Genomic DNA, 12,271 nt, shown 5'->3' with positions numbered 1-12,271 from the left:
ATGAGCGCCACCGTCGTGTCGCACGAGAGGCGATTCGATCGCCGGATCCTCGTCCGAGTGCTCGGTGTTCTCGCGGGCCTCGCGGTCTACTACGCCTTCGACTGGGTCCCTCTGCAAGTGGCTTGGCACCGTGCGTTCGCGTTGGGTCTTGCCGCCATCGGCGACCCGGTCCAGACGGTCGGGAGGGGCACCGCGCTCCTCCTCCTGGTGGACGGCAAGACCTTCGCCCTCACGCCGAACTGCACCTACCTCGATCTGTCTCTCGTGCTCACCCCATTGCTCTGGAGGCCGGGTCGCCGGGTCGGATGGAACCTCGGACAGCTCCTGGCGATGGGCGCGGTGGTGGCGACGTTCAACCTGCTCCGGGTCGTCGGCGCGATTCACCTCACCGTCGCGAGCGGTCTCGGTTGGCACGCCGTCCACTTCTGGTCCGATCTCACGATCCACGTGGCGATGATCACCGCGGCGGCGCTCTGGGCCCTGCGGACGGACTGGCAGGAGTCCGTCGTCGATCCGCAACGTTCGGGCCGTGGCGCAGGGCTCGACCGGGGCTTGGCGAGCGAGGCTCGGTAGCTCGAGGTGCGCTCCAGGGGATTCGGGACCGCGACCTTCCCCGGGGGACTCCGGCGACTCGTCTCGTGCGCGGGTCCGCCGGGTTCGCCCGAATCGATGATCGAGGTCGAGACGGTGGCGGTGGAGGAGTGAGCGCATTCACCGGGGGCGGTCGGTGTGCATCAAGGTTGGCGGTGCCCTCGAGGGAGTCGTCGACTTCGCGATCCACAGGCGACTTGACCCTTCCGTCGGAAGCTCTAGGATGCGCCGATGACCGAGTCCAAAGAGAGCGAGGGCCCGTCGGCGTCGGAGCTCATTTCGCAGCGGATCGCCGAGCTCGGGGATTGGCGCGGGGCGACGCTCGCCCGGATGCGCGCGCTCATCCAGGCGGCCGACCCGGAGGTGGTCGAGGAGTGGAAGTGGATGGGCACGCCGGTCTGGTCGCACGACGGCATCCTCTGCACCGGCGAGTCCTACAGGAAGGTCGTCAAGCTCACCTTCGCCAAGGGCGCGTCGCTCGACGATCCGGCACACCTCTTCAACTCGAGCCTCGACGGCAACGTGCGCCGCGCGATCGACCTCCACGAGGGCGACGAGGTGGACGAGTCGGCGTTCAAGGCACTCGTTCGCCAGGCGGTCGCGTTGAACGGCGCGGGCAAGTCGAAGTCGGCGAGGAAGGCGAAGCCCTGAGGGGTTGCGGCCCCGCGGCGATCCCCGCGAGGCGTCGCGGTGGCGCCGGGCTCTGCGGGCGCAGTGCGCGGCGCCTGGGCGGGGAGAGCTCGCCGGCGACCGCGCTGCACCACCGAGCGGCCGACCTGGAGGGCTCTGAGGCCTCTCGCCCACACCGCCCGCGACGCGCCGGGCGTCGCAGCACCGGGGGATGACGACGCACCGACCCGAACCGTCCCCGGAGCGCACCGTGCCTTCGCCGCCGATGCGCTACCTGAAGAAGATCGGTTGGCTTCTCGGTCCCGTCTTCGTCTGGAACGCCGCGCTCTCTCCCCGGCTGCCGCCGGCCTTCTCGCCCGCGGTGTTCTGGCGCGCCATCCCGACCCTCCTTGCGGCGACCGAGAACGGGCTGCGAGTCGCCCACTTCGCGCTGCTGTTCTTCGCGCCGTTCGAGCTCGTCGCCAGGCCGCAGAAGGTCGGCCTCGCGCACGATGGCGCCGGGATCGCGGTCTGCTTCGCCAGCTAGATCCCGCGGATCGCTGCCCCCGATTTCACCGGGTCGCACTCGGCCGTCGGCTTCCTCGCGCCGACCGACACGCCGCTGCTTTGGCTACTCGGTCTCGCCCTGCTCACGCAGCGTCTGTTCTGGCGCTCGCCCTGCCGCTGGTGGCTCTGCCTCGCGATGGCGCTCGGCTTCCTCGGCGCCGACATGAGTCACGTTGCGATCGGCTTCTCCAGCTGGAGGCACTCCGATGGAGGTTGACGCCGCCAGCGAGCGGTCGGCGATCCGGACTCGCTTGCAGATATTCTCGACGTTCCCGATGCGCGACGAACAACGGCTCGACGACCTCCGTGCCCGCTTCAACGCCGGGGAGAAGCTGAAGTTCATCTTCTTCTGGAGCCACGAGAGCGCCGGCCGCGGCGTCGACGCCTCCTGTTTCAGCCAGTGGTACACCGCCCCGTTCGAACTCGACGGGGAGCGCTATGCGACGGCGGAGCACTTCATGATGGCCGAGAAGGCGCGGCTCTTCGGCGACGAGGGGGTGCGCCGCCGCATCCTCGCGGCTCCTCATCCGGGCGCAGCCAAGGCGCTCGGGCGGCAGGTGCAGGGCTTCGACGAGGCGACCTGGAACCGCCATCGTTTCGCCACCGTCGTCCGCGCCAACGAGGCCAAGTTCGCCCAGCACGCCGAGCTCCGGCGCTTTCTCGCAGAGACGCATGCCCGCGTCCTCGTCGAGGCCAGTCCGCTCGACCGGATCTGGGGGATCGGCCTCGCCCACGACGACGAGCGCGCCCGCGACCCGAACCTCTGGCCCGGCCTCAACCTCCTCGGCTTCGCCCTGATGCAGGTCCGCGCCGGCTTCGCCGCCTGAGGCGTCTCGTCCCTTCGCCGGCAGCGGTCCTCGCCTTCGCCTCGACACTCGCTGCCCGCTGACGCCGCCTCCTCACCAGGGACCCCGTCCGGCCGCGTGGGCAGCAGCCACCGCGGCGAGGCCTCCAAAATCCTCCGACAGCGGTTGGCCGGCCGCGTCGTCGAGGAGCAGCGGTGGGCGCCGTGGACCATGCGTCACCGTCTTCCACCGGATCCGCCGGCCATGTTGAGCCGGCGAGTTGGCGCCGGGTTGGGAGACGGTTCGAGGGGCACGGCCCGCCACGTGGCCGGTCGAGGTTTGCCGAGTCAAGCCCCTTGACCCGCTTCCCACGAACGTCGAATATCCCGAGTCGAGGAGGCTGAAATGGAGATTGCAGGGAAGGTCGCACTCGTCACCGGCGCGAGCCGCGGGATCGGCGCTGCCATCGCGCGGGCGCTGGGCCAGGAGGCGGTTCGCGTCGCGGTGAACTATCACCAGTCCGAAGCCAAGGCCCTCGTCGTGGTCGACGAGATCCGTGCCGCCGGCGGGCAGGCGCTCGCGGTGCGGGCCGATGCGCGCCACCCGGAGCAGCTCCAGGCGATGGCCGAGCGGGTGAAGGCCGAGCTCGGCCCGATCGGCATCCTGGTGCTGAACGCCTCGATCGGCTTTCCCGTGAAGGGATTCCTGGAGTACCCCTGGGAGGCCTTCGAGGCGAAGCTCAACGGCGAGCTGGCGGCAGCGTTTCACGGCTGCCGGGCCGTCGTGCCGCAGATGCTCGAGGCGAAGGAAGGCAGCATCGTGGCGATCTCCAGCAGCCTGGCGCGCCACCCGGGCTGGGGCTTCTGCGCCCACAGCGCCGCCAAGGCGGGGCTCGAGGGTCTCGTGCGCGCCCTGGCGCTTGAGCTCGGCCCCGCGGGCATCCGCGTCAATGCGGTCGCTCCCGGGCTGACGCTCACCGATGCGACCTCGTTCCTGCCGGAGGAGGCGAAACGCGCGGTCGCCGGGCACACGCCGCTGCGCCGTGTCGCGCTCGCCGAGGACATGGCCGAGGCCGTGCTCGGGGTGCTGAAGGCCGGATTCGTCACCGGTGTCACGGTGCCCGTCAACGGCGGGCTGCAGGTCAACTGAGGGTTCCCGAACCCTCGCATCCCCGCTACGATCCGCTCATGTTCGAGCTCGCCCTGCGGGTGCTCGCGCTCTGCCTCGCGCTCTCCGGCGCAGAGATGCTGCACGGCATCGCGCGCGTGCGCTTCCTTGTGCCGCGGGTGGGCAAGCGGCGGGCGCAGCAGGTGAGCATCGTCACGGGATGCCTGTTGGCGTTCCTCGTCTGCTGGTGGATCGTCCCGACGCTCGGCGTCACGGGGCGCGCGCCGCTGCTCGCGCTCGGGCTGGTGCTGGCGCTCTACATGGCGTCGTTCGACGTCGCGGTCGCCCGCCTGGCGATGAAGCGGCCGTGGGCATCCGTGGCCGAGGACTTCAACCCCCTCCGCGGCAACTACCTGCTCGTCGGCTGCATCGTCCTGGTGTTCATTCCGACCGTCGTCATGACTCTCGTCGAGCGCTAGGGTGGAGGTCTTGGAGAGCGCGCGAGTCGCCGCGCTCGTCGCCCGCCTGCAAGAGGCGCTCGACGGCGCGGCATCGGTGGCGACGCGACGCTGGTGGGAGGCGTACCTCAAGGGCGCCATCGCCTTCCGCGGCGTCGGCATCCCGCGCATCCGCACGGAGGTCGCCGCGTGGCGCGTCGCTCACGGCATCGACGCGTGGCGCGTCGCCGATCAGCTCGCTCTCGCCCTGCGGCTCTTCGAGGAGCCGCTCGCCGAGGACAAGCTCGCCGGCATCCTTTTCCTGCAGGAGTTCCTGGTCGACCGCGTCTCCTGGCGCGACGCCTTCGCGCGTTACGAGACGCTCTACCGGCGCCGGCTGATCGCCGACTGGAACACCTGTGACTGGTTCTGCGTGCGCGTCCTCGGCCCGACGGTCGCCGCCCACGGCGGACCCTGCGCCGCGGCGCTCGCGACGTGGAGCGGTTCGGCCGATCTCTGGCAGGCTCGCTCCTCGGTCGTCGGCTTCGTCAAGGGGATCGCCGAGCGGGAGCACCACCCGCTGGTGCTGCGCTCCTGCGCGGTCCTGATCCAGCGCGAGGAACGCTTCGCCAAGACTGCCGTCGGCTGGGTCCTGCGCGACCTGGGGCAGCACGATGCCGCCGCGGCGCTCGCCTTCGTCGAGGCGCACCTGCCGCACTTCTCGACCGAGAGCCTGCGCAACGCGCTCAAGCACGCGCCCGCGACGACGCGCGAGCGGCTGCTCGGCGAGCTCGCCGCCGGGCGTCGAGCGGCGGCTTCCGCGTCGAAGCCGAACCGCGCCAAGAGGAGCCGCCCGTGAGACACGCCGCCTTCGCCTGCCGCATCTGCTCGGCCGCACTCACCGATTTCCTGCGGGAGCTCCCGGCGTGCGAGGCGGTGAGCGCCGGCGAGCCGATGGTCGCCGCCGGGCATTTCGTCCGCGTCGACCGGCCTTGGTCGTATCGCGACTTCGTCACCGGGCGGCGAGCAGAGGTACGTTATCTCTCCGCCGACGGCGAGGTCGTCGCCTTCGCGACCGGCGACTTCCTGCTCGACGCCGCCGACGTGACGCACACGCTGAGCCCCGGCGCCCGTCACGGCTGCTGCGGCCCGCAGCCGCGCGGCGAGGCCAACGCCGTCTGCACCAACGGCCACGAGATCGGCACCCTGCACGGCGACGCCTGCTGGTCGCCCCTCGTCTTCCGCCTGCTGCGCGACGCGGTCGTCGAGATCGTCCTCTGAAGCGCCCGAGTGCCCGGCGGCCTCGTGCGGCGGGCTCGGCGCCGGGAGGGCGGCCAGCCGTTCACCTTCTGGTGGTGCGGTCTGCAACCGTGGAGCGTCTCCCCCGGTCTCAAGGGTGAGGAGAACGACATGGGACACTCATTCGGGGACGGCATCATCGTTGCGGCGCTCGCCGCAGCGTTCGTGGCGTATCTCTACTTCAAGCATGCCGAACGCCAGCGCCGCTTGGACATCCTGCACCAGGAGCGCCTGGCGGCAATGGAGAAGGGCATCCCGCTGCCCGAGCTGCCGCTCGAGCCCGCGCCGAGCGCCAGGCCGGGGGACCCGCACGCGCCGTTGCTGCACGGCCTCGTCTGGTCGGCTTTCGGCTTCGGCTCGATGCTGGCGCTCTACCTGCTCGACTGGCGCCTCCGCGGCGCTGCCCTCTGGCCGCTGCCGTTGCCGCTGGCGCTGCTCGGAGTCGGCCTGATGCTGTACTACGCGCTGTCCGTAGAACGTGAGCGCTGACCCGATCCCGCTCGCCGAGCGCGACGACGAGTGGCTCGTCGCGCAATGCCGCGAGCCGGGAAACGAAGCGGCCTTTGCCGAGCTCGTCCGGCGCTACCGCGAGCCGGTCTTCCGGCTCGCCGTCTCGCTGCTCGGCCAGGAGCTCGCCCCGGAGGCCGAGGAGGTCGCCCAGGAGGTCATGCTGCGCGTCCACCATGCGCTGCGCACCTTCCGCGGCGAGGCGAAGGTCGGCTCGTGGATCTACCGCATCGCCTTCAATCAGGCGCTCAACCTCAAGGCGCGCGCCCGGTTTCGCAAGGTTCACGTGAGCGAGCAGGTGCTGGTCGAGTCCCCGTCGCCGGAGCGCGGTCCGTACGATCGTCTGGCGGAGTCGGCCCGACGGCGGGCGGTGCACGACTGCGTCGGTGAGCTGCCGGAGGTCTACCAGTCGGCGCTGCGCCTGCACTATTGGATGGGAGCGAGCATGGGCGAGATCGCCGTGCTGCTCGACGTGCCCGAGAACACCGTGAAGTCCTATCTCCACCGCGCCAGGCGACTGCTGCAGGCGATGCTCCTCGAGCGAGGTTGCGATGCAAGATGACGATGCGATGGACGCCCTGTTGCGCCAGGCTCTGGCGGCGCCGGTGCCGCAGCTCTCGCCGGGCTTCGACGAGCGCCTGCGGCGCCGCCTCCGACCCCGCCGCCTGACGCCCGCCGGCCGCGCGGTGATGGTGGCCTACGCCCTGATGGCTCTCGCGGTCGCCGGGTGGCTGATGCGCGAGCTGCCCCCCGCGGCGCTCGCCAGCGCGGCGGCGAGCGGTGTCGTCGTCGCGGCGGGGGCGAGCGCCTACGCGCGGCGGCTGGTGTTCGGCGGGTGAGGCGACGCGTCGCGCGCCGGTCGGACACGCCGTGGCTCGCCCATCGGAGCCGCGAGCCGGTAGAGTGCGGGCAGGGGCGCATCGGTCGCAGGGGAGCGATCGACGAAGGCCCACGAGGCGAGACGACGATGGTCGAGTGTCCCTACTGCAAGCGTGCGGCGATGAGCACCTGGCGCAAGGCGGGGCTCGGCCCCGGCCGCGCAGTGCGCTGTCAATCGTGCGGCAAGATCGTGACGACGCACGCCGCGGCGATCTTCGCGGCGACCCCCGCCTTCCTCGGCGGCTTCGTGCTGATGCGCTCCGAGTCGCTTCCCGTCGGCATTGCGGCGATGGCGGCGGGGCTCCTCGCCATGGCCGTGATCCACACCTTTCTGATTCCGCTGGTGAAGAGCGACGGCTGAGCCCGAGCCTCGCGATGGCCGTGGAGCGAAGCGAGCCCTGGTGACGAAGGCGCTGATCGAGCCTCGACGCTCGAGGGCGCGTCGACGCCATGCACGGTGAGCTCGAGCAGGCAGCGCGGCAGATCGTGCTGATCCGCCACGGGCGGTCCGCTCATGGACAGACCGGGTGGATCGACGCCGCCGGCCTGCGCGCTTGGCGCGAGGCGTACGAAAGGGCGGGGATTCGCGAGGACGAGAGGGTGCCGTCCGCGCTCCGGGCGATCGTCGAGAGCGCGGACCTGGTGCTGGCGAGCGATGCGCCGCGTGCGGTGGTGTCCGCGAGGCTGCTGGCGCCAGGGCGCGAGGTCGTCCTCTCGCCTCGCCTCCGCGAGCTCGAGCTGCCGGGCCCGGAGCTCGGCGCGGTGCGGCTCCCGCTGATCGGGTGGGCCGTCGCCATCGGGCTGCGCATGCGGGGGATGGCCTGGCGGGGTCGGTTCCCATCGGCGGTGGAAGTCGAGCGGGTGCGTGACGCCACCGCGTGGCTCGACGAGCTGGCCGAGCGCCACGGTCGGATGGTCGTCGTCACGCACGCCTCCTTTCGCGTCGAGCTCGCCCGCGGTCTCGAACGGGCGGGCTGGGGGCACGAACCGGGCCGTCGCGGGTCGCGCCCCTGGAGCGCCTGGGTGCTCTCGCGACGCCGATTGAGGTAGCTTTCGCCAACGGATTCTCTCGCGGGTGATTCGGTGGCCTGGTCGGCCGGCGGCATGGGGCTGCCAGGCCGACCCGCACCGGACGGAGCGTGGAACGGAGATCCGGAAGGGAGCGGCGATGCCGGAGAAGGAATCGAAGCGTTGGAAGCGCGGGCGAGGGAAGCTCGGGCTCCTCGATCCGCTCCTCGGCGTCTGGTCGGCGACCGCGGATTCGCCGATGGGCCCGGTGGCCTGTCGCCGGTCGTTTGCCCGCGCGATCGGCGGTGCCTGGATCGTTCTCGAGGCCGAGTGGGACTTCTCGGGCAAGCGCTATCTGGAGCACGCGATCTACGGCGTCGGCGAATCGGGCGAGCTCACCTTCTGGTCGTTCACCTCCGACGGCAAGCGGTCCGTCGGCCGGCTCGCCGACGGCCAGGACGTCCACCCGTCGGCGATCGCCTTCGAGGCCGAGATGCCCGCAGGTCTCGCGCGGATGGTCTACTGGCCGGCCGACGACGACGGCCTGAGATGGGCGGTCGAATCGCGCACCCAGAAGGGATGGCGCCGCTTCACCGAGCATCACTACCGGCGCGCGTAGCGAGAGGCGGACGCGTGTCGAGCCATCGCGACCTGTCGCGCCGCCGGCGCGCCGGCGGGGAAGACTCAACCCGATGACGCGCCGCCGTGCCCTCGCCCTGGTCACCGCCCTGCTCGGCCTCGCCGTGGCGGCGTCGATCCCCGCGCTCCTCCGGGACGAGCTGCGCGCCCGCTCCGCCGACGCGCTCGGCGCGGTAGCCAACGGCACGGTCGTCGCCGTGGAGCGGGAAGGGGAGGGGTTCACCCTGATCGTCGAGCTCGCCGACGCCGCGGGCGTCACGCACCGCCTGCGGGTCCTCGCCGAGACGACGGGAGTGCTGGCGCCGCGGCCGCGACAGCAGGTGGGGGACCCGGTCCTCGTCGCCTACGATCCGAGCGATCTCTCGCGGGCGCGTCTCGTGAGCGTCCGCACACTGTGGCGCTCGATCGTTTCGCGCGGTCTCGCGGCGCTCGCATTCCTCGTCATGGCGGTCGGTCTCTGGCGCGACGCCGGGAAGGGCCGCGGCACGCCGATCCGCAGCGCCGCGTGACCCGCGACGCCGGGACGCGCTAGAGTCCGCCGATCATCCGCCAGAGGTCCGGCGATGTCGGACTTGCGAGAGGCCGGAATGGGCTCGCCCGCCAGGGCGTGCCGCAAGGAGGAGAGATGAGATCGAGAGCAACGAGTCGAGTCGCGACGATCCTGTCGCTCGTCGTGATCGGTCTGCTCGCTGGCGAGCGGGCGCGCGGGGAGCAGGCTCCGGCGGTGAAGAAACAGATCGTCCTCAAGGAGGCGACGAGCCTGCCCGATCGCGACGCGATCATGGCGCTCGTCGAGTTGCCTCCGGGGAGCTCGGAGGGCCGGCACACCCACGCCGGCGAGCTCTTCGGCTTCGTCGTCGAGGGGGCGATCACGCTCGTCAGCGAGGGGAGCCCGACGGCGAAGCTCACGGCCGGGGAGGTCTACCACGTCCTGCCGGGCCGCGTGCACGACGTGATCAACGAGGGGAGTGTCGTCGCGAAGACGGCGGTCGTGCTGGTCGCCGAGCGAGGCAAGGCCCCGACGACCGAGGTGAAGTGAACGCCAACGGCGTGGCGGCGAGCGGCTGGTTCGCCTAGCTCGCGAACGTCCGTCGACCGCTCGCGACACCAACGGACGCCGGTTCGGAGCGTCCACGTGCTCTCGGGCCCGGTGCAAGAGCAACCAACGACAAGGGGGCAGCTCATGGATCTCGGCGCGTTTTCGGTGAGTCTGGCGGTGAAGGACATCGCCGCCTCCCGGGCCTTCTACGAGAAGCTCGGCTTCACCGTGGCCGGTGGAAATCAGGAAAGGAACTGGCTCGTTCTCAGGAACGGCCGTCACGTCCTCGGGCTCTTCCAGGGGATGTTCGAGAAGAACATCCTGACCTTCAATCCCGGGTGGGACCAGAACGCTGCGCCGGTCGACGCGTTCACCGACGTGCGGGAGCTGCAGCGTCAGCTCAAGGCCCAGGGGGTGATGCTGGTCAGCGAGGCCGACGAGTCGACGACCGGCCCGGCGAGCTTCGTCGCGGTCGACCCGGACGGCAATCCGATCCTCGTCGACCAGCACCGCTGAGCCGCCGCCGGATCCCGCGCCGCCCGCGGTGACGTGGCGGCGGGGTGGGCTGGCTCCGCCCGGGGGGAGCGCGCTCCCGCTGCAGTGGCGGGGCACCGGCGGGCGGGTCGGAACCGGGTGGTGGGCCGCATCGAACGCGGGGGCCCTGGGGGCGGCCACGTGAGAAGATCGAGGAGCCTTCCGACCCCTCGAGCCTCGGAGCGGCCGACCGGTCGACGCGCGATGCGCTCCGAAAGCGCTGCGACAGGAGCCCCACAGACCATGTCCTCCACTCTCCTCAGCCTGCTCGTCGGCTATGCCTGGCTGCCCGCCGTGCTGGTCATCCTCGCCCTCGTCCTCTTGGTATCGACGCACCGCATCGGGCCGACGGAGATCGGCCTGGTGATCAAGAAGTGGAGCCTGTCGCGGCTCGGCAACGAGAACGTCATCGCTTTCGACGGCGAGGCGGGCTACCAGGCCGATCTGCTCATGCCCGGTCTCCGGTTCAAGTTCTGGCCGTTGTACAGCGTGGTCAAGTACCCGCTGCCGCAGGTGCCCGCCGGCCAGATCGGGGTGGTCATCGCCCAGGTGGGTGCGGCACCGCCGACGGGCGCCAAGAGCGTCCAGTACAAGCGCGAGTTCGGCAACTTCGCCGACCTGCGCGCCTTCGTCCGCGGCGGTGGCCAGAAGGGCACGCAACGGCCGGTCCTTCCCGGCGGTACGGTGGCGCCGATCCATCCCATCGGATTTCTCGTCATCACGGCGGACCGTGTCTACGGCGAGCCGATCGACAAGGAGCTGCTGCGCAAGACGCTCAAGGGCAGCCTGACCTGCGCGGCCTGGAACCTGGAGCGCTCCGACCTCATGGTCACCCGCATCGGTGCGGCGGAGAACGGCGTCGACATGATCGGCGTCGTCACCGCTCTGGACGGGCCACCCGTCGAGCCGGGGCAGATCGCCAGTCGGCTCGGCGGCTTCGACGACATCGAGGAGGAAGAGCGGAAGTCCCCTCCCGGCAGCTCGGCGGAGGAGATCCGCCGCGCCGACCAGCAGCTCATCGAGCTGGTGCTCGGCAGCAAGAACGCGCTACACAACAACTACCAGGACTTCCAGGCCTTCCTCGACGCCGGTGGTCGTATCGGGCGACAGCACGACCCGCTCCTGCCCGGTGCCTACAACCTGAACCCCTTCCTGGTGAAGGTGGAGACGGTGCCGATGCAGACGGTCAAGCAGGGTGAGGTCGCGGTCGTCAAGTCGTACGTCGGCCTGCCGACCGAGGACACCTCGGGCTCGGAGTTCAAGCACGGCTCGCTGGTGCGGCCCGGGCATCGCGGGCTCTGGCAGGAGCCGCTGCGCACCGGCAAGTACCCGCTGAACCCGCACGTCTACGAGGTCGTCATGGTGCCGACCTTCATCCTGACGCTCAACTGGGGCGCGGCGAACAGCCAGGCGCACAACCTCGACAGCGGCCTGTCGACGATCGGTGCGAAGAGCCAGGAAGGGTTCGAGTTCAGCATCGACCTGCAGGTGCAGATCCACGTTTCGGACGTGATGGCCCCGCGCGTCATCTCGCGCGTCGGGTCGATGACGAATCTCATCAACGAGGTGCTGCAGGCAGCGGTGGGCAACTACTTCCGCGACAAGCTGCAGGGCATGGCCGCGGTGCGGTTCATCCAGGCGCGTAGCACCGTGCAGAGCGAGGCCCAGGAGTACATCACCGGGCACCTCCGGAGCTACGACGTCGAAACGCCGGGCGCCTACATCCAGGACATCGTCCTGCCGCCGAACCTCGTCGCCGTGTTGCAGCAGCGCGAGATCGCCAACCAGGAGATCGCCACCTTCCAGAAGCGCCGCGAGGCCGAGGAGCAGCGCATCGCCATGGAGGCGGCGACCGGCACGGCCGACATGCAGAAGGAGCTCGCGGCGGCGCAGGTCTCGATCGGCATCAACGAGAACCGGGCGAAGGCGCGGATCCGCGAGGCGGAAGGCGAGGCGAGCTACCTGACCCAGGTCGGTCGCGCCCGCGCCGTCGAGACCGAGGCCCGCGGCCTCGCGCTCGCCGCCGGACTCAAGGCCCAGCGCGACGCGGTGGGCGAGGTGGGAACCACGGTGGTCAACGTGGTGAGCAAGCTCGCCGAAGGGGCGAATCGCTTCGTGCCGGAGATCCTCATCGTCGGCGGCGAAGGCGGAGGTCTCGCCAACGGCGTCGGGGCGCAGTTGATGAAGTTCCTCGGTGGTCTCGAGCGTGGCCGGACCGCACCGCCCGCCGCGCCCGAGGCGGGCGCGACGAAGGGGGCTTGAGCCGGCCG

At 70.8% G+C, this 12,271-nt stretch carries 18 protein-coding genes; all 18 read left to right on the top strand.

All coding sequences use genetic code 11. The features are described from left to right. A complete protein-coding gene (locus IPJ17_17555; protein QQR73269.1) occupies window positions 1-573 on the top strand; it encodes a hypothetical protein in 573 nt (190 codons plus the stop codon). 249 nt (window positions 574-822) lie between these two features. Next, the gene (locus IPJ17_17550; GenBank protein QQR73268.1) at window positions 823-1,242 is read left to right on the top strand and encodes a DUF1801 domain-containing protein; all 420 of its coding nucleotides are present in this window, start codon (window positions 823-825) and stop codon (window positions 1,240-1,242) included. A 229-nt stretch (window positions 1,243-1,471) separates the two neighbouring features. Next, the gene (locus IPJ17_17545; protein QQR73267.1) at window positions 1,472-1,747 is read left to right on the top strand and encodes a hypothetical protein; all 276 of its coding nucleotides are present in this window, start codon (window positions 1,472-1,474) and stop codon (window positions 1,745-1,747) included. Window positions 1,748-2,042: 295 nt separating this feature from the next. Further along, window positions 2,043-2,594 (top strand): NADAR family protein, encoded by a 552-nt coding sequence (locus IPJ17_17540; GenBank protein QQR73266.1) that lies wholly within the window; start codon window positions 2,043-2,045, stop codon window positions 2,592-2,594. A 363-nt stretch (window positions 2,595-2,957) separates the two neighbouring features. Then, window positions 2,958-3,701: an SDR family oxidoreductase gene (locus IPJ17_17535; protein QQR73265.1), complete on the top strand. Its 744-nt coding sequence runs from the start codon at window positions 2,958-2,960 to the stop codon at window positions 3,699-3,701. 38 nt (window positions 3,702-3,739) lie between these two features. Beyond that, window positions 3,740-4,138, top strand: coding sequence for a hypothetical protein (locus IPJ17_17530; GenBank protein QQR73264.1), 399 nt, complete (start codon window positions 3,740-3,742; stop codon window positions 4,136-4,138). 10 nt (window positions 4,139-4,148) lie between these two features. Continuing rightward, window positions 4,149-4,955, top strand: a complete 807-nt coding sequence (locus tag IPJ17_17525) for a DNA alkylation repair protein (GenBank protein QQR73263.1) — start codon at window positions 4,149-4,151, stop codon at window positions 4,953-4,955. Continuing rightward, window positions 4,952-5,377 (top strand): hypothetical protein, encoded by a 426-nt coding sequence (locus IPJ17_17520; protein ID QQR73262.1) that lies wholly within the window; start codon window positions 4,952-4,954, stop codon window positions 5,375-5,377. The genes IPJ17_17525 and IPJ17_17520 overlap by 4 nt, the downstream gene beginning before the upstream one ends. A gap of 129 nt (window positions 5,378-5,506) precedes the next feature. Continuing rightward, window positions 5,507-5,884, top strand: a complete 378-nt coding sequence (locus IPJ17_17515; GenBank protein QQR73261.1) for a hypothetical protein — start codon at window positions 5,507-5,509, stop codon at window positions 5,882-5,884. Then, window positions 5,874-6,464: an RNA polymerase sigma factor gene (locus IPJ17_17510; GenBank protein QQR73260.1), complete on the top strand. Its 591-nt coding sequence runs from the start codon at window positions 5,874-5,876 to the stop codon at window positions 6,462-6,464. Before IPJ17_17515 ends, IPJ17_17510 begins: the two co-directional genes overlap by 11 nt. Next, entirely contained in the window at window positions 6,454-6,741 is a 288-nt protein-coding gene (locus IPJ17_17505; GenBank protein ID QQR73259.1) for a hypothetical protein, read from the top strand. The genes IPJ17_17510 and IPJ17_17505 overlap by 11 nt, the downstream gene beginning before the upstream one ends. Before the next feature lie 128 nt (window positions 6,742-6,869). Next, window positions 6,870-7,142 (top strand): hypothetical protein, encoded by a 273-nt coding sequence (locus IPJ17_17500; GenBank protein QQR73258.1) that lies wholly within the window; start codon window positions 6,870-6,872, stop codon window positions 7,140-7,142. A gap of 89 nt (window positions 7,143-7,231) precedes the next feature. Next, window positions 7,232-7,831, top strand: coding sequence for a histidine phosphatase family protein (locus tag IPJ17_17495; GenBank protein ID QQR73257.1), 600 nt, complete (start codon window positions 7,232-7,234; stop codon window positions 7,829-7,831). 118 nt (window positions 7,832-7,949) lie between these two features. Next, a complete protein-coding gene (locus tag IPJ17_17490) occupies window positions 7,950-8,408 on the top strand; it encodes a hypothetical protein (GenBank protein QQR73256.1) in 459 nt (152 codons plus the stop codon). Between the two features lie 73 nt (window positions 8,409-8,481). After that, entirely contained in the window at window positions 8,482-8,937 is a 456-nt protein-coding gene (locus IPJ17_17485) for a DUF3592 domain-containing protein (GenBank protein ID QQR73255.1), read from the top strand. Window positions 8,938-9,053: 116 nt separating this feature from the next. Continuing rightward, window positions 9,054-9,467 (top strand): cupin domain-containing protein, encoded by a 414-nt coding sequence (locus IPJ17_17480; protein QQR73254.1) that lies wholly within the window; start codon window positions 9,054-9,056, stop codon window positions 9,465-9,467. 144 nt (window positions 9,468-9,611) lie between these two features. Beyond that, window positions 9,612-9,983, top strand: a complete 372-nt coding sequence (locus tag IPJ17_17475; protein ID QQR73253.1) for a VOC family protein — start codon at window positions 9,612-9,614, stop codon at window positions 9,981-9,983. Window positions 9,984-10,244: 261 nt separating this feature from the next. Next, a complete protein-coding gene (locus IPJ17_17470) occupies window positions 10,245-12,263 on the top strand; it encodes a hypothetical protein (GenBank protein ID QQR73252.1) in 2,019 nt (672 codons plus the stop codon). The last annotated feature ends 8 nt before the right edge of the window (window positions 12,264-12,271 follow it).

The organism is Holophagales bacterium, assembly GCA_016699405.1.
In the GTDB taxonomy this organism is placed as follows: Bacteria; Acidobacteriota; Thermoanaerobaculia; order Multivoradales; family JAGPDF01; genus JAAYLR01.
Note: the sequence above shows the minus strand (reverse complement) of the source record. Positions and strands in the feature narration are given on the sequence as shown.